The 17,586-nt window shown below is 53.9% G+C and carries 16 protein-coding genes; 9 read left to right on the top strand and 7 right to left on the bottom strand.

Going from position 1 to position 17,586, the window contains the following annotated elements; translation table 11 throughout:
- Positions 1–148 precede the first annotated feature (148 nt).
- The 8 genes from aroF to ACE418_RS06465 are packed head-to-tail and all read left to right on the top strand — an operon-like array spanning position 149 to position 7,692.
- Positions 149–1,171 (top strand): 3-deoxy-7-phosphoheptulonate synthase, encoded by a 1,023-nt coding sequence (gene aroF, locus ACE418_RS06500; RefSeq protein ID WP_416449849.1) that lies wholly within the window; start codon positions 149–151, stop codon positions 1,169–1,171.
- Between the two features lie 21 nt (positions 1,172–1,192).
- Entirely contained in the window at positions 1,193–2,080 is an 888-nt protein-coding gene (locus tag ACE418_RS06495; protein ID WP_416449848.1) for a prephenate dehydrogenase, read from the top strand.
- On the top strand, positions 2,061–3,134 hold the full coding sequence (aroB, locus tag ACE418_RS06490; RefSeq protein WP_416449847.1) for a 3-dehydroquinate synthase: 1,074 nt from the start codon (positions 2,061–2,063) through the stop codon (positions 3,132–3,134). The genes ACE418_RS06495 and aroB overlap by 20 nt, the downstream gene beginning before the upstream one ends.
- Positions 3,131–4,417, top strand: a complete 1,287-nt coding sequence (gene aroA / locus ACE418_RS06485; protein WP_416449846.1) for a 3-phosphoshikimate 1-carboxyvinyltransferase — start codon at positions 3,131–3,133, stop codon at positions 4,415–4,417. Before aroB ends, aroA begins: the two co-directional genes overlap by 4 nt.
- Before the next feature lies 1 nt (position 4,418).
- The gene (gene aroC / locus ACE418_RS06480) at positions 4,419–5,510 is read left to right on the top strand and encodes a chorismate synthase (protein WP_416449845.1); all 1,092 of its coding nucleotides are present in this window, start codon (positions 4,419–4,421) and stop codon (positions 5,508–5,510) included.
- The gene (gene pheA, locus ACE418_RS06475; protein ID WP_416449844.1) at positions 5,510–6,388 is read left to right on the top strand and encodes a prephenate dehydratase; all 879 of its coding nucleotides are present in this window, start codon (positions 5,510–5,512) and stop codon (positions 6,386–6,388) included. Before aroC ends, pheA begins: the two co-directional genes overlap by 1 nt.
- Positions 6,363–7,193, top strand: coding sequence for a shikimate dehydrogenase family protein (locus ACE418_RS06470; RefSeq protein ID WP_416449843.1), 831 nt, complete (start codon positions 6,363–6,365; stop codon positions 7,191–7,193). The genes pheA and ACE418_RS06470 overlap by 26 nt, the downstream gene beginning before the upstream one ends.
- Positions 7,186–7,692, top strand: coding sequence for a shikimate kinase (locus ACE418_RS06465; RefSeq protein ID WP_416449842.1), 507 nt, complete (start codon positions 7,186–7,188; stop codon positions 7,690–7,692). The genes ACE418_RS06470 and ACE418_RS06465 overlap by 8 nt, the downstream gene beginning before the upstream one ends.
- A gap of 40 nt (positions 7,693–7,732) precedes the next feature.
- On the opposite strand, the gene ACE418_RS06460 is transcribed toward ACE418_RS06465, so the two are convergent.
- From ACE418_RS06460 to ACE418_RS06435, 6 genes are all read right to left on the bottom strand, one after another.
- Positions 7,733–8,617: a shikimate dehydrogenase gene (locus ACE418_RS06460; protein WP_416449841.1), complete on the bottom strand. Its 885-nt coding sequence runs from the start codon at positions 8,615–8,617 to the stop codon at positions 7,733–7,735.
- A gap of 25 nt (positions 8,618–8,642) precedes the next feature.
- Positions 8,643–9,779 carry an MFS transporter gene (locus tag ACE418_RS06455; RefSeq protein WP_416449840.1) on the bottom strand — a complete coding sequence of 379 codons (1,137 nt, stop codon included), beginning with the start codon at positions 9,777–9,779 and terminating at the stop codon, positions 8,643–8,645.
- Positions 9,780–9,980: 201 nt separating this feature from the next.
- Positions 9,981–10,730 (bottom strand): type I 3-dehydroquinate dehydratase, encoded by a 750-nt coding sequence (gene aroD, locus ACE418_RS06450; RefSeq protein WP_416449839.1) that lies wholly within the window; start codon positions 10,728–10,730, stop codon positions 9,981–9,983.
- A 24-nt stretch (positions 10,731–10,754) separates the two neighbouring features.
- On the bottom strand, positions 10,755–11,963 hold the full coding sequence (locus tag ACE418_RS06445; protein WP_416449838.1) for an MFS transporter: 1,209 nt from the start codon (positions 11,961–11,963) through the stop codon (positions 10,755–10,757).
- Between the two features lie 25 nt (positions 11,964–11,988).
- Positions 11,989–12,867 (bottom strand): shikimate dehydrogenase, encoded by an 879-nt coding sequence (locus ACE418_RS06440; protein ID WP_416449837.1) that lies wholly within the window; start codon positions 12,865–12,867, stop codon positions 11,989–11,991.
- 159 nt (positions 12,868–13,026) lie between these two features.
- Positions 13,027–15,033, bottom strand: coding sequence for an oxidoreductase (locus ACE418_RS06435; protein ID WP_416449836.1), 2,007 nt, complete (start codon positions 15,031–15,033; stop codon positions 13,027–13,029).
- 393 nt (positions 15,034–15,426) lie between these two features.
- Between ACE418_RS06435 and ACE418_RS06430 the strand changes: the two genes are divergently transcribed.
- Positions 15,427–16,320: a LysR family transcriptional regulator gene (locus ACE418_RS06430; protein ID WP_416449834.1), complete on the top strand. Its 894-nt coding sequence runs from the start codon at positions 15,427–15,429 to the stop codon at positions 16,318–16,320.
- Here ACE418_RS06430 and ACE418_RS06425 read toward each other — a convergent pair whose 3' ends face one another.
- Positions 16,321–17,559 (bottom strand): MFS transporter, encoded by a 1,239-nt coding sequence (locus ACE418_RS06425; protein ID WP_416449833.1) that lies wholly within the window; start codon positions 17,557–17,559, stop codon positions 16,321–16,323. It abuts the gene before it with no gap.
- Positions 17,560–17,586: the final 27 nt, after the last annotated feature.

Below are 17,586 nucleotides of genomic sequence, written 5' to 3'. Positions count from 1 at the left end.
TGTAAGCATGAGAAAACTTCCACCTTTTCTGGGTCAGCCGGCTATGGCTGCCTGAGCAGGACGCGAGGAAAAGGCGATAAACGAGAATCTTAGAAGCAGGCTCATGTGAGCCTGCTTTTTTTGTTGCTGGAATGGAGGAAATGAAGTTATGATCATTGTATTGAAAGCGAACACACCGAAAGAAGAAGCGAAAAAATTAGTCGATGCCATCAAGGCCAAGGGCCTGCAGGTCGATATCAGTAAAGGCGCCCGCCAGACTGTCATGGGTCTCGTCGGCAATACGGAAGTCGTCGATGTCGAACAAGTCCAGAGCTATGAATGTGTCGACAAGGTCATGCGCGTCGAAGTCCCGTACAAACGGGCCAGCCGGGCGTTCCATCCCCAGGATTCGGTCATCCCCGTCGGCAACAGCGGCGTGACCATCGGCGGCAAGAAATTGGCCGTCATCGCGGGTCCCTGCTCGATTGAAACGCCGGAGCAGATCGAAGGCGTCGCCTGTGACGTCGCCAAGGCCGGGGCTAACATCCTTCGTGGCGGTGCTTTCAAACCGCGTACTTCGCCGTACTCCTTTCAGGGGTTAGGCAATAAGGGGCTCGACATGCTCCGCGACGCCGGCCGCAAGGCGAAACTGCCAGTCATTACAGAAATCATGTCGGCCGATAAGCTGCCGGTCTTCCTCGAAGACGGCGTCGACATCATCCAGATCGGGGCCCGGAACATGCAGAACTTCGACCTCCTCAAAGCCGTCGGCAAGACGCGCAAACCGGTCCTGCTCAAACGGGGCCTGAGCGCGACCATTGAAGAATGGCTTATGTCGGCCGAATACATCATGGCTGAAGGCAACCACAACGTTATCCTATGCGAACGGGGCATCCGGACCTTTGAAACGTACACCCGCAATACCCTCGATCTGAGTGCTGTCCTGGCCGTCAAACGCCAGAGCCACCTGCCCATCGTCGTCGATCCCAGCCATGCGACGGGCAAGCGCTGGATGGTAGCCGACCTGGCCAAAGCTGCCGTCGCTGCCGGTGCCGATGGTTTGATGATCGAAGTCCACAACGACCCGGACAAGGCTTGGTGCGACGGGGCTCAGTCGATTACGCCGGCCATGTTCGCTGACCTCATGGATTCGCTCCGCAAACTGGCGCCTATCGTCGGCCGGGAAATATAAGGGATACAGGGGGAGACAATCATGGATAAGGAAGCTAGTGGTTTTAATACGAAACAGACAGTGGCCATCGTCGGTCTGGGCCTTATCGGCGGTTCCTACGCCCGCGGCCTGCGGCGCATCGGCGTCCGGCATATCATCGCCGTCGACCCTGATGAAAAAGCTCTTCAGCAGGCTAAACAGGAAGGCATGGTCGATGAAATCTATACGGCAGGTAATGAAGCCCTGAAGCAGGCAGACCTGGTCATCTTTTGTACGGCCGCCGATGTGATGATACGTTTCCTGGCAGAGAATAAAGCCTTCTTTGCACCGGGGGCGGTCTTGACGGATGTAGCCGGTATCAAAGGGGATACGGCGACGGCCATTGCCGCCCTGCTCCCGGAAGGCGTCGATTTCGTACCGGGACACCCTATGGCAGGCCGCGAAGGCCGGGGGTATGCCATGGCCAGTGCCGATATCTTCAACGGCGCCAATTACATCCTCGTCCCCATGGAGGGCAATGACGAAGACCATATCCGGGGAGTCAAGGATATGGCCATGGCCCTGGGCTGTTCCCATGTCGTCCGCGTGACGCCGGAAGACCACGACCGCTTCATCGCCTATACCAGCAGCCTGCCTCACGTCCTGGCGACGGCCCTGGTTAACAGCGAATCCATGAATACGCTGACTAAGTATTTCGTAGCCGGCAGCTTCCGCGACGGGACGCGGGTAGCCGATATCAATGCGCCATTGTGGACGAAACTGTTCTTATCCAATAAAGACAACCTCTTATATGAAATAAACCGCTTCAGCGCAGCCCTGCAATCTTTTTCGACGATGCTGGCCGAAGAAGATGCCAAGGGAATGACCCGATTTTTACAGCAAGCCGCTATGCGGAGAAGGGAATTAGTTCATGAAACACATTCACGTTGATTTAGGAAAAGATTCTTACGATATTCATATTGAAAATGGACTCCTCGACCGGGCTGGCGATTATATCCGCAATCTGACGAAATCGCGGACCCTGGCCGTCATTACGGATTCCAACGTCGATGCCCTCTACGGACAGCGGCTGGAAACGGCCCTGACTCGTGCCGGCTTCCGCGTCCACCGTCTGGTCTTCCCGGCCGGGGAAGAACATAAATGTGCGGCAACGCTCCTCGACCTCTATCAGCAGCTCTCTGATTCCGGCATTACCCGCAGCGACTACGTCATCACCTTCGGCGGCGGCGTCACCGGTGACCTCGGCGGTTTTGCGGCAGCGACCTTCCTGCGCGGCGTTCCCTTTATCCAGATTCCGACGACCATCATCTCCCAGGTTGACAGCAGTGTCGGCGGCAAAGTCGGCATCGACCTTCCCAGCGGCAAGAACCAGGCCGGCAATTTCTATCAGCCCAAAGGGGTCCTCATCGATCCGACTCTTTTGCGGACTTTGCCGAAGCGCTTCATCCATGACGGCATGGGCGAAGTCATCAAATACGGCTGTATCCGCGACCTGGCCCTCTTTGAACTCTTAGAGAAACTCGATGACCAGTCCATCTTTGACCACTGGGAAGAAATCATCGAACGCTGCTGTCAGAGCAAGGCAGACCTCGTCGAACGGGACGTCCTCGACATGGGCGAGCGCATGATCCTGAATTTCGGCCATACCATCGGTCACGCCATCGAAGGCTGTTACGGCTTCGGCCATTATACGCACGGCGAAGGCGTCGCTGCCGGCATGTCCATGCTGACTGGCGTCACCGAAGCTATGGGGTTGACGAAAGCCGGGACGACGGCGCGGCTGCGCAAGGTCCTCAAGCAGTATGGCCTGCCGACCGACGTCGATGCTTCGGCGGAAGACCTCATCCCTTATATCAGCAATGACAAGAAGATGCGCGGCAACCACATGACCCTCATCATCCTCAAAGAAATCGGCAAGGGCCGCCTGCTGCCGCTGGCTGCGGAAGACCTGCCGAAATACATCCGAAAGAAGGACGCTCAATGAATGTCATCATTACACCACATAATTTGCAGGGGACAGTAGAGGCGCCCTCTTCCAAAAGTATCGGCCACCGCGACCTCATCTGTGCGGCCCTGGCAGAAGGCGAAAGCCTGGTCGACAACATTTCCTTATCCCAGGACATCGAAGCGACATGTGATATCCTGCGGGCCTTGGGGGCCGACATCACGCCGGTCGTATCGCCCCATCCAGGACGGGCGGCCTATCGCGTCAAAGGCGGTTTGAAGCCCCAGGGCCGGCCGTTAGCCGTTGATGCCAATGAATCGGGCTCGACCTTGCGCTTTCTCATTCCCGTAGCGATCCTCAGCGGCAACACCGTTACTTTTTCCGGCAAAGGCCGCCTGGCCAAACGGCCGCTGACGCCGTATTATGAACTCTTCGATGAAAAGGGCATTGCTTATGAAACGACGGAAGGGGCCCTGCCTATGACCGTATCCGGGACCTTGCAGCCCGGGACGTATGCCCTGGCCGGCGACGTCAGTTCCCAGTTCTTCACGGGCCTGCTCATGACCCTGCCTCTCCTCGACGGCGATTCGCTCCTGCGCAGTACGACACCATTGGAATCGGCCAGCTACGTCGACATGACCATCGACTGCCTGCGTCAGCACGGCATCGTCATCGATAAAGAATGGGACGGTTCCTATCGGATTCCCGGCAACCAGCACTACCGGGCAGGAACCTATGTCGTTGAAGGCGATTATTCGCAAGCCGCTTTCTGGCTTTCTGCCGGCAGCCTGGGCCGGGCCATCTGCTGCACGGGCCTTCGCTCGAAGTCATCTCAAGGCGACGAAGTCATCGTATCCCTTATCCGCGACATGGGTGGCCAGGTCGAAGGCAAAACGGAATTGACGGCTTGCCCGTCGGAACTGGCCGGCCGGGTCATCGACGTCGAAGACTGCCCGGACCTGGTTCCGGTCCTGACCGTCCTGGCTTCCTGTGCCAAGGGTATTACCCGTATCATCCATGCCGGCCGGGTCCGGCTGAAAGAATGTGACCGCCTGCACGCCATGGCCACTGAGCTCAACAAAATCGGCGGCGACGTCGAAGAAGAAGCGGAAGGTCTCATCATCCACGGTGTCGGCGGCTTTACAGGCGGGACCGTCAGCGGCTGGAATGACCATCGCATCGCCATGGCCCTGGCCGTTGCATCTCAGCGCTGCAGCCAGCCGCTGCGCATCGAAGGAGCCGAATGTGTCCGCAAATCATATCCGGAATTCTGGCAGGATTTCCAGACCTTAGGCGGCATCATCCAAAAGGAGGGGGAGTAAGATGAATACCTTTGGCAAGACAATCGGCCTGACGATTTTCGGTGAATCCCACGGCCTCTCTATCGGCGCCGTCCTCGACGGCTTGCCGTCAGGCGAAGCCATCGACTGGGATGCTGTCCGGACCGAGATGGCCCGGCGGGCGCCGGGGAAGAATAAAATGTCCACAGCTCGTTCAGAAAAAGATGCCTTTGAAATCCAAAGCGGCTTTTTCAACGGCTATACGACGGGGACGCCGCTGTGCGCTGTCATCCGCAACAGTGACCAGCATTCCCGTGATTACGATCAGCTGCGCCACCTCATGCGGCCGGGCCATGCCGATTATTCCGGTAAGATACGCTATGGCGGTTTCAATGACTACCGCGGCGGCGGCCACTTCTCCGGCCGCCTGACGGCTCCTTTGGTCTTTGCTGGTGCCGTCGCTTCGCAGATACTGGCCCGCCACGGCATCACCATCGGCTCCCATATCTTGCGATTGGCCGGCATTGCCGATAAGCCATTCAATGCCACTGGAGAAACGAGGGACACTTTGCAGGCCTTGAAACAAGAAACACTGCCCGTCCTCGATAAAGCCCAGGCCGGACTGATGGAGGCACAGATATTGGCCGCCAAGAACGACCTCGATTCCGTCGGCGGTGTCATTGAATGTATGGTGACAGGCCTTCCTGCCGGCATAGGTGACCCATTCTTCGATTCCGTCGAAAGCCAGCTCAGCCACATGATGTTCTCCGTACCGGCCGTCAAAGGCATTGAATTCGGCGACGGCTTCTCCCTGGCAGAACTCCGCGGCTCTCAGGCCAATGATGCCTTTTATTACGATGGTGATATCGTCAAGACGCGGACCAATCACAACGGCGGCATCAACGGCGGCATCACCAACGGCATGCCCGTCGTCTTCCGCCTGGCCGTCAAGCCGACGGCATCGATCAGTCAAAAGCAGGAAACCATCGACACGGATACGAAGGAAAACTGCGACCTCGTCATCAAGGGGCGGCATGATCCCTGCATCGTCCAGCGGGCCATCCCTGTCGTCGAAGCGGCAGCGGCCTGGGCCATCCTCGACGTCTGCCTGTCCGAGAAAGGGCGGTGCTGGTAATGGATGCTTCTGAAGATATGCCATTGAACATCGCCTGCTTCGGCCAGCCCGGATCATATACGTATGAAGCTATGAAGAGCTATTTTGCAGGCCGGCAGATTTCACCGGCCTACGGGTCCCATTTTGAAGACGTCGTCCAGGCCGTCGCTACCCGTCAGGCCCGTTACGGCGTCCTGCCCATCGAAAATTCATCGACTGGCGGCATCACCGATGTTTACGACCTCATCCACCGCTATGACTGCTGCGTCGTCGGCGAAAAATACGTCAAAGTAGAGCACTGCCTCTTGACCCTGCCGGGAGCGAAACTCGAAGACATCCGCGAAGTCTATTCCCATCCGCAGGGACTCAATCAGTGCCGGAGCTACCTCAAGCATCACAGCGAATGGCAGCTCCACCCTTATTTCAGCACTTCCCAGAGTGCGGAACAAGTACAAAAGATGCAGGATCCCCATATTGCGGCCATCGCCAACAAGACGGCGGCTGAGATGTATGGTCTCGATGTCCTGGTGGAACATATTAATGATAATAATCTGAATTATACGCGGTTCTTCATCATCGCGGCTGATATGGAAGAGGACCCTGCCGCCGATAAAATCACCTTGGTCCTGACGACCCAGCATCGGCCGGGCGCTTTGTATCACGTCCTGGGCTACTTCTTCTATAACGGCATGAACATGACTCATCTGGAATCGCGGCCCCTAAAAGGGCGGCCCTTTGAATATTTCTTCCACATCGATGTCATGGGCAACCTGCGCAACCCGGCGACAGCCCGGGTCCTGCATAATCTGGCAGAACACTGCAATTATTTTAAAATCTTAGGGAATTACGTATCCGATCAAGGAGGGAATGTAGATGAAATTAGGCGTCATCGGGGCTAAGTTAGGCCATACGGCTTCCCCGGCCATCCACGAAAAATTATTCAGAATCTTACAGGTTGAGGGGCAGCATCAGTACGGCGTCCTGGAAATGGACCGCAACGATATCCCCAATGAACTTCAGCGCCTGCGCGACGAAGGGTATACGGGAGCGAATGTCACCATCCCTTATAAACTCGACGTCATGCCGTACTTGACGGATATTTCCCGCGAAGCCCGTATCATCGGCGCCGTCAATACGATTCACTTCACCGACCATGGGACCTTCGGCTATAATACGGATTACGGCGGATTCGGCCGCTCCCTGGACCATGCCGGAATCGGCGTCAAAGAAAAGGACTGCGTCGTCCTCGGTTCCGGCGGCGGTGCCCGCGCCATCATCCAGTACCTGTCCGATAGCGGTGCCAAGTCGATTACCGTCGTATCCCGTCATCCCCACTCGAAGACGGAATTCGACGCCTTCACCAAGACCGTCGGTGCCGATACCATCGACTACCAGGATTTTGAACTTTCCCAAGGCGGCGACGTCCTGGTCAACTGTACGCCAGTCGGCATGTTCCCCGACGTCAATGGCTGTCCCGTATCGGAACGGATCATTGCGACATTCCCGGCTGTCGTCGACATCGTCTACAACCCGAAAGACACACAGATATTGCAAGCGGCCCGCCGTCATGGCGCCAAGACCCTGAACGGTATGTACATGCTCGTCGCTCAGGCCATCGGTTCAGAAGAAATCTGGATGGGCCGGGACATCCCGTTCTCGGTCATCGAACAAATCGCTAAGGAGATGGAACATTACTATGAATAATAAACGGAACATTATCATCATCGGTATGCCCGGCAGCGGCAAAACAACATTCGGCAAAGCCCTGGCACAGCGCCTGGGCCGTGACTTCTACGACGCCGACGACGTCATCGTCGAACAGGAAGGCAAGACCATCCCGGAACTCTTCGCCGTCAGTGAAGATTGCTTCCGCGATGCCGAAGTCCGGGCCAGCCAGTCCCTGGCAAAAAAATCGGGCATCGTCGTCGCCTGTGGCGGCGGCGTCGTCAAACGCTCGGAAAACATGGACATCTTCAAGAAAACCGGCACGGTCTTCTTCCTCGACCGCTCGCCCGACGACATCGTCAGCGACGTCGACGTATCGACGCGGCCGCTGCTGAAAGACGGCAAGCAGAAAGTCTACGACCTCTACGACGAACGCATTGCCCTCTACCGCAATGCTGCCGATTACCGCGTGCCTAACAATAAGACCATCGAAGAAGTTCTCGATGTCTTTGAAGAACTCATAAAAGATTTAGACTAATAAAGAAAAGGCGCTGTCCTTATAGGACAGCGCCTTTTCTTTATTCATCAAATAGGACATCGCGGATGAAGTCGACGGGCATTTCTTTTCCCGTCCACAATTTAAAGGCCGCAGCGCCCTGGTAGAGCATCATGTCTAAACCATTGAAATTCTGACAGCCTGCCTGTTCTGCCCATTTCAGGAGTTTTGTTTGACGTGGGGCATAGACCGTATCCATGACGACCAGGCCGGGATGCAGATACGATGGGTCGGGAATGGATACGACCTTTTCCAGCGGGTGCATCCCACAGGGCGTGGCATCGATATAGATATCACTGCTATCCAGCTCCTGACGCAGTCGTTCGTGGTCGGCCAGGTCATAGAGGTTAACCGTGCAATCTGTCTGGTCTTTCAGTTTGGCGACCAGCTCGATGGCCTGGTCATAGAATTTATCTTTTAAGTTGAAAATCGTGAGTTCCCGGACGCCATCGAGCGCTGCCTGTACCTGGATGGAGGATGCGGCACCGCCGGCACCGATGACGGTCATTTTTTTGTCGATATAGTCGACACCGTGCGCTTTCAGGGCCATCATCGCGCCGATACCATCCGTACTAGTCCCGGTGAGAACCCCGTTGTCATTGACGACGGTATTGCAGGCACCGACGATTTGTGATACCGGTGTCAATTTATCGACATAGCGGGTAATCGGCCCTTTGTTGGGCATGGAAACATTCCAGCCCCGGACTTTCATGGCCCGCAGCCCTTTGACGGTGTCTTCCAGCGTCGAATTATCGACTTCAAAGCAGACATAGACATAATCGAGCCCTAATTTCTTGAAGGCTTCGTTGTGCATCGTTGGAGACATGCTGTGACGGATGGGATAAGCGATGAGGCCAATGAGTTCCGTATGACCTGTGACGCGTTCGGTAATGGCAATTTTGCCCATAAAAAATTCCTCCTGAAGGTAATGGCTATGCTTGACGAGCAGAGCGGGTAAATAAAAAATAATATAAAATCATTGCGACGGCTGTAACGGCTGTACAGATTCCCCCGTATAACAGCATATATCCAAAGAGTTTGGCTACAAAACCGAGCAGCATGGCAGCCAGTCCGACGAAGATATCGAGGAACCAAAAGTATGTAGCCGTTGCGGCACCGGCGCGTTCTGGCGGGACACTTTGAATGGCTAAAGTCTGAAAAGCGGGACTCAGTGCTCCAAAGCCGAGTCCGAGAATGGCAGCGGCAAGCAGGAACATGAGCTGCGAAGAAACTTGGCTGAAAAAGATGAAACCGGCCATGAAGATGATGAAGCCAGGATAAACGATGGCACTGGCCCCCATTCGGTCAAAGACGTTGCCGACGATAGGACGGCTGAGGACGATGACTAAGGCAAAGATAGCGAAAAACAGGCCTGTACTGTCAGCTAGTCCCAGAAAAGAGGCATACAACGGAATAAAGGTGAGGATGCCGCCGTAAGCAAAGAATACCATGCCACCCAGCAGGGACGCTGGCAACGATTTCTTTTCTACAATATGGGCCCATATCGGTTCGTTATGAAGCATGGGGACGGGTTTTACGACGGAGGCAGGAAGTGGTACGATGGCTGCGATGATCAAGGTCAGGATGGCGAGGATGGTCAAGGATAAAAACAGACCAGACATGCCTAACGCATTATATAACAGGAGTCCGGCCAGCGGACCAATGACCATGGCTAAATTCGTCGTGACTGAAAAATATCCGATTCCTTCACCACGGCGTGAAGCCGGGATGACTAGGACGGCAATGGATGCAGCCGTCGTCGTAGCCAGGGCGAAAATAATGCCGTGGAGCAATCTCAGCCCATAAATTTCGGCTACATTTTCAATCCCATTGAAAGCACCGATAATGATGAGGAAAACAATCAGGGAAAAAAGAAGCAAATGGCGCTTGTTTTCTTTATCGACAAAATAACCGGCTGCAGGCCGGAACAGGCTTGTGCCAATCTGGAAAAAAGTCATGGCCAGACCGGCTTCGATTTCGCTGCCTTGGAACGTGTTGATGATGCAAAGCGGCAAGGTCGTCACTAAAATATACTGGGTCATGAGTTGAAAAAAATTTGTACTGCCCATCGATATGAATGGGCCTGTCCATAGCTTTTCTTTCGCCATTATTATCGTCCCCTTCGAGGCTCTTTTTTTACGGATACTTTAACATTATAACGAGTGGATAGGGAATGTCAATGTAAAGAAGGCGGATAAAAAGGGCCTGCGCACGAATGAATCGAGCCAGGCCCTTTGCTTATGTGATTATCTCTTTAAGCCGTACCCTGATTAGGAGTGAAGGGCACGCAGGATTTGCTGCAACGTCGTGACTTCCAGCTGGCCTGGAGCGGAGGCCTTTTTAGCCGAACCAAAGGTCAGGGCAGAGCCGAAGATTTCACCGCTGATGCGGCTGATGGCACCGAGTTTGCCCATGGACATGGTGATGATCGGTTCATCCGGATACTGGGATTTGACGGCTTCTGTTGCCGACAAAAGGGTCAGGACGTCTTTGGCCGAGTTGGGCATGCAGGCCAGTTTAGCGACGTCAGCACCGAGCTTTTTCATGCCAATGAGGCGGCCTGTGATTTCGTCGAAGGACGGTGTCTTATCGAAGTCGTGGTTGCTCATGATGACCGTGACGCCGTGTTCTTTGGCGACGGCCAGAACTTTTTCGATGCTGGCACGGTCGCGGAAGTATTCGACGTCGACAGCATCGATTTTACCGCTTTTGACAGCGTAGTCGATGAGATCGAAATAGTAGCTTTCGGGCACTTCTGTTTCGCCGCCTTCTTCTTTGGTGCGGAACGTGAACAGGATAGCGCCGTTCGGCAGTTCCTGGCGGACGGCAGCCAAAGCTTTGCCGACAGCCTCGAGGGACGTGACGTCTTTCAAGAAGTCGATGCGCAGTTCGACGACGTCGTAGACTTTATCCTGGAGATAGCGGCATTCCTGGACGAGTTCATCAACCGTATGGCCGACGATAGGAATGCAGATTTTAGGCATACCATTATCGAGGGTAACATTGCCGATTTTAACCATAATTTAAATTCCTCCTAATATAACTTATGCAGCGGGTTTTTCTTTCATGACGCTATTATAGCGTACATAGATGATGCAGGCAATGATGAAACCTGCCAGGGCGATAGCCGCATCGAGGCCCATGATGCTGTTGATGCCGCTGTCAGCCATATAGCCTGTAATGACGGGGATAGTGAAAGATGCGATGGAACCCGTCGTATAGAAGATACCGGTCATCGTGCCTTTGCCTTTCGGGAACATTTCCGTCATCATGACCAGGCCGAGCTGCATAACGCCGCCAGCAGCCGAGAAGCCGACGATGAACGAGAAAATAGGAGCCAGCGAACTCGACGGGATGAAGTAGAGGCCACTGATGGAGAGTGTAGAAATGAGGGTATAGGCGACGAGAAGTGTAATCGGACGGATACCTTTTTTCGTGATGAAGGCTGTGAAGAATACGCAGGCCAGAGAACCGACCGAATAGTAGCTCATGAGAGAACGGGCTGCCATATCAGACATCTGGGCAACGGATGCACCGTATTTCGTGAGCCACTGGCTGATGAGGTAGAACGTAGCCTGGGAAATATACCCATAGAGGACGAAGCAGATACCTTCGAGATACCATTTGGATTTCGGTACCCACGAAGCAGCAGCCACGTCTTTCCCTTCTTCTTTGGCTTCTTCAGCCGGATTCATAGAGGGGAAGCCCATTTTCATCATCACCGGGATATTGAGGGCCAGGATGACAGCCGCTACGATGAAAGACCAGCCGTACCAGGCGTTCATCGATACCAGAATGCCGATGAACAGGGGGAGCAGGAACTGGCCAGCCGAGATGAAGGCTTTCAAGAGGACCGTAACTGTGCTGGCACTGTCCGGATAGGATTCAATCAGCGCGGGATAGGTACCAGCGTCGAGGAAAGAGTTGGCAATCCCGGCCAGGATACCGAAAACGCAGGCGACTGTCGACGTCGGACTGAGCAGGATACCGACAAAGAAGGCGATATACGTGATCATGCCGAGCAGGACAAACGGTTTGCGGCCATATTTATCGGATAATTTGCCCGATACGAATAAGACGATGAGGCGGCCGATGCCGAGCATGGAGATGACCCAAGCGACGTCGGCGATACTGCCCCAGCGAGCTGCCAGGGCATCCATGTTCTGTGCCAAGATGATGACGCCAATGCCATGTACGAAATAGTTCAAATACAGGCTGAGGCATAAGGGACGGTAGGAATGTGTCTGTTCCATGAGAAAATTCTCCTTTAGGCGATTTTTAGAAAAGTACGTCTTTGATGAAGTCAACAGGCATTTCTTTGCCAGTCCAGAGTTTGAAGGCAGCAGCACCCTGATAGAGCATCATGCCAAGGCCGTTGAAGTTTTTGCAGCCTACTTCGTCGCACCATTTCATGAGTTTCGTCTGGCGCGGAGCATAGACCGTATCCATGACGACCAAGTCCGGACGGAGGTAGGATTTGTCAGGGATGGCTACGACATCTTCTAACGGTTTCATGCCGCACGATGTGCTGTCGATATAGATATCGGCGCTGTCCAGTTCTTCTTTCAATTTGGCATGGTCTTCGAGAGGATAGATGTTGACGATGCAGTCCGTGCGTTCACGCAGTTTCTTGACGGTTTCTTCGCCGTGAGCGTAGAATTCGTCGGCGCGGTTGAAAATCGTCAGTTCGCGGACGCCATCGAGGGCTGCCTGTACTTCGATAGCTGTAGCTGCGCCGCCAGCCCCGATAACGACCATTTTTTTGCCGACATATTCGACGCCTTCGTCTTTGAGGGCCTGCATGGCACCGATGCCGTCGGTAATCGTACCGGTCAGGACGCCGTTGTCGTTGACGACGGTGTTGCAGGCGCCGATGATCTGGGATGCCGGCGACAATTTATCGAGATACTGCGTGATCGGCCCTTTATTCGGCATGGAGACGTTCCAGCCGCGGACTTTCATAGCGCGCAGGCCTTTGACCGTGTCTTCCAGCGTCGAGTTGTCGACTTCAAAGCAGACGTAGACATAGTCGAGGCCGAGTTTTTTGAAGGCTTCGTTGTGCATGGTCGGAGACATGCTGTGACGGATCGGATAAGCGATGAGACCGATTAATTCCGTATGCCCTGTAACGCGTTCTGTAACTGCAATTTTACCCATGATAAAATCCTCCTAATAGTTAATGATTATAAATACATGTGTTAATTTTCACATGGTATTGCACAAAAAAATCAATGAAATGATGTTCGTCGTCATCCGTTCATCGCAAAGAATATAAGAGAAAACTTTACGATGAACGATGAACGATGAAGAAAAATCTTAATCGTCGAAGCCGCCAATCATATCGATGGTAGCGACGATATTGCGGCCCAATTCCGTGCCGTGGATAATCTGGCCCGTCTTGCGGCTATTGCCGAGGTTGCAGAAGGGGATGCCCTGTTCTTCGGCATACGTTTTGAAAGGATCGTCAGCCGGGATATCCGGGACGAGGCCCATGCAGATGAAACCGTAGTCAAAGGGGTATTCGGCAGATTCACCGTTGTGGGATGCGATGAATTTGTCCGGGCAGACTTTCTGCAATGCCGTGCCGAGATGCATATCGACAGGATGAGTTGCCAAGAGTTCTTTGAACGTCGATTTAGAAACGATGTCGGCATCCTTACCGAAGGACGGCATCATTTCAATCATGGCGACGTCGGCTTTGCGCAGGGTGAAGAATTCCATGACGTCCAGGCCGACAGCCCCGCAGCCAATGATGACGACTTTCTTGCCTTCAGCATTGGCTTCATAGTAAGGGATGTTGTCCATGAAGCCGTAGATGGAACGGATGTTGGAACCTTCGGCATCGGTCAGTTCGCGCAAGCCTTCGATAGGCGGCAGCATCGGCTTGGAACCCGTAGCAGCGTAGAGGATATCCGGCTTGAGTTCCGCCAGTATTTCTTTGGTTGCCGTCGTGTTCAATTTGATGGTCAGGTTCGGCAGCTGAGCAGCGCGGTGTTCGAGATAAGCCGGGAAATCTTCGATGCGGCTCTTTTCCGGGAAGCGGGCGATTTTGCGGGCTAAGCCGCCAACTTCGCCTTCCCGTTCGATGAGGGTGACGCGGCAGCCGACTTCAGCAGCCGTGCAGGCAGCTTCCAATCCGGATGTACCGCCGCCGATGACGACGACGTGGATGTCGCGCGTGACTTTCTGCTTTTTATAAGCCTCGCCACCGCAGACAGCCGGGTTCACCGTGCAGCGGATCGGCTGGGATTTGGCGATGCGGTGATCGGCACAGCCGATGTTGCAGGAAATACACTTGCGGATGTCGCAGGTACGGCCGCTCTGCGCTTTGCGGGCCCAATCAGGATCAGCGATGAGGCCGCGGCCGATGGCGATGAAGTCCGTCTTGCCTTCGGCGATAATCTGGTCGGCTACCTGGGGATTGCGGATGTTGCCGGAAATGATGACCGGTTTATTGAATTTCTTCTTTACCGCTTCCGACAGGTACGCACGCCAGGCGTCAGGCAGGTCGCATTTGTCGATCTGGTACTGGATGGAGTCGTTGACGGCGGCGGAAACGTTGATGATATCGACTTCCGGTTCGATGTATTCCAGGAGTTTCAGCGTATCGTCCAAGGTATTGCCGCCTTCGATGAATTCATCAGCCGAGATGCGGAAGGAAATAGGAACCCACGGGCCGACGACTTTGCGGACGGCTTCAACGACGAGGCGGGCGAAGCGGGCCCGGTTTTCGTAAGAGCCACCGAATTCATCCGTCCGTTTGTTGTAATACGGCGATAAGAACTGGTCCAGGAGGTACGAATGGCCCCCGTGGATTTCGACCATATCGAAGCCTGCCTGGACAGCGCGCTGAGCGGCTTCTGCATATTTCTGGACGATGTTGAGGATTTCGCATTTTTCCAGCGGACGCGGTGCCGGGTTGCCTTCTTTGGAAGGAACCGACGACGACGAGACGGACTGGAGACCATTCAATCTTTCCGGATAAGCCGAAGCGCCGGCGTGGTTGAGCTGAATCGAAGCCAGGGCGCCATAGCGGTGGATGCGTTCTGTCAATTCGTAAAGACCCGGGATGAACTGCTTATTGTCGATGCGCAGCTGTTTGGTCCCGTTCGTAGCCAGGGGATAGTCGATACAGGCGTTTTCGACGGTGATCAGGGCTGTACCGCCGCGGGCGCGGAGACCGTAGTAGTTTTTCATTTCTTCCGAAACTTCACCGGTAAAGGTGGCCAGATTTGAACCCATCGGCGGCATGACGACGCGGTTGCGGAAGGTCGTGCGTTTGACAGTGAACGGTTCAAAAATGTGCGGATAGTGCTGACTCATAAAGTGAGTTCCTCCTTCATATATAGAAACAGTGTTATGTGAAATATAGAACTATGTTCTCGTTACGCTTTTATTATACGGAGAGAAATCTAATAGCACAATTTCTTAAAATAAGAAAAAATAGTTTAAAAAAGCTATCAAAAATGATACAATAACCTTGTAAACCGTCTTAGGGGATGCCGGCTGTCTTCGGTAGTAGAGTGATACAGCTCTTGAATAAGCGCATAAAATAGCGAAGGACAGTATCCTTATAATGGTTTGGCAAACGAATAGTTCTATCACTGCGAAAAGTTTTATTAATAGTTGTTTTGTGGAAAATACGCTTAATAAAACTATTGATTTATTGAATATCGTCACATACTATGATAAATACGTATGTAAAAGGAGAAAACTATGAATTTGAAGCAACTTCAATACTTCTTGAAATTGGCCGAGACTGAACATTATCGAAAAGCGGCCGAAGCTTTGTATATTACGGAACCGAGTTTGAACCGGGCTATCCGGGACATGGAAAAAGAGCTGGGAATCCAGCTCTTTGAAAAACGGGGACGTAATATTTATTTGAATAAGTATGGTCATCTGTTTCTGCCCTATGTCAAGCGGTCGCTGCAGGAACTCGGCCGCGGTGTCGACTTGATGAAGGCCTATACGCGGCCGGACCAGGGGAAAATTACACTGGGGTTCATTTATACCATGGGCTATACATTGGTTCCGGAAATGGTGACCCAGTTCCAGGCGGTCGAGGGCAATAGTGGTATCACCTTTGACTTCCATCAGGGGACGACGGCAGCGCTCATCAAGGAATTGAAAGAGGAAAAAATCGATGCCGCCCTTTGCTCGGCTGTCAAAAATGAACCGGATGTCGTCTTTTATCCCGTTGCTGAAGAAGAGCTGGTCGTCGCCGTCCCCAAAGGCCATCCCCTGAGTAATCGCGGTTCCGTATCCTTAAAGGAATTAGAACCATATCCTATCATCGCTTTCGATAAGAGCAGTGGCCTTCATAAGATGATACAGGAGCTCCTGGACCAGGCTGACGTCCATTTGAAAGTGGCCTGCCACGTAGAAGAAGACAACGCCATGGCCGGCTTCGTAGCAGCTGGCTATGGCGTTGCGATATTACCTGATTTTTATACGTTGCAATATTATGACCTCGATCGGATACCCATTGCTGATTCATTTGAACGACGCTGCCTTTTTTTAGCCCTTCTGCGTCAATCCCAAGTATTGCCTGTCGTAGAACGTTTCCGTAATTTCCTCTTATCCCGCTGGCAGCGCGGAGCTTTGTAATCAGCCTTCTATCCGGTGGATATCGCCGACGATGAAGATGAAGGAGAAGACGCCTAAGGCGGCGATACATCCGACGAAAATCATGGCGCCGACAAAAGAGCCGGTCGCCTGGACGATGAAGCCGATGACGATGGGCGTGATAATGCCGGCCAGATTGCCGATGAAGTTGAAGACGCCGCCGGCCAGGCCGACCGAATGGGACGGGGCGACGTCGCCGACGGTACTCCAGACGATGGCTGCCATGCCTTGGCCGAAGAAGGCGATGGCCATGACCGTGATGATGGCGTTGAGGGAATCGAAGTAATTGGCGCTCATAATGGTCATCGAGCAGAGGAGACCGCAGATGATGGGCAGTTTGCGGGCCTTGGAGAGGGAACTGCCGTGGCGCAGCATCGAGTCAGACCAATAGCCGCCCAGCAGGACGCCGATGAGGGCGCCGATATAGGGGATGACGGCGTAGATTCCGGCTTTCAGTAAAGGCAGGTTCTTGGACATGACCAGATACGTCGGGAACCAGGTCAGAAAGAAGAACATCGTACTCGTATTGGCGAACTGTCCCAGGTAAATACCCAGGAGCTGACGATGCTTGAAGAGTTCTGTAATCTGGGACCAGGTTATCTTCTGTTTTTCCGACGCCTGGCTTCCCAAGCCGCCGCCTTCGCGGATATAAGCCAGTTCTGCTTCGTTGGCGCCGGACTTGGCACCAGGGTCACGGTAGAGAAAGTACCAGAAGAGGCTGGCTACGATGCCGACGAAACCGGTGACATAGAAGATTTCCCGCCAGCCATAATTTTCCAGGATCCAGAACAGGACCGGCGTCAGGAAAGCCAGGCCGATGAATTCACCGGCCGTGTAAATCGACGTAGCCGTAGCCCGTTCGTGGGATGGGAACCAGGTGGCGACGACACGGCTGTTCGTCGGGAAGGCCGGCGCTTCAGCGGCACCGATGGCCAGGCGGATGCCAAAGAGGGCGGCAAAGGAACGGCCGATGCCCATGAACATGGTGAACAGGGACCAGAAGAACAAAGACGCCGTATAAGCGATACGCGAGCCGAAGCGTTCGATGAACCAGCCGCCGGGAATCTGCATGAGGCCGTACGACCAGGAAAAGGCTGAGAACAACAGCCCCATCGTGGCGGCATTGAAACCGAGCTCCTGACTCATACTGGACGCGGCGACGGCCATGTTCGTCCGGTCCAGGTAGTTGATGGCCGTGAGGATAAATAAGAGAAATAACATAAACCAGCGTTTCTTCGTTTTCTTGGG

This window comes from Megasphaera jansseni, assembly GCF_047974155.1.
In the GTDB taxonomy this organism is placed as follows: Bacteria; Bacillota; Negativicutes; order Veillonellales; family Megasphaeraceae; genus Megasphaera.
The sequence above is the reverse complement of the archived record's forward strand: the minus strand, read 5'-3'. Positions and strand labels throughout refer to the sequence as shown.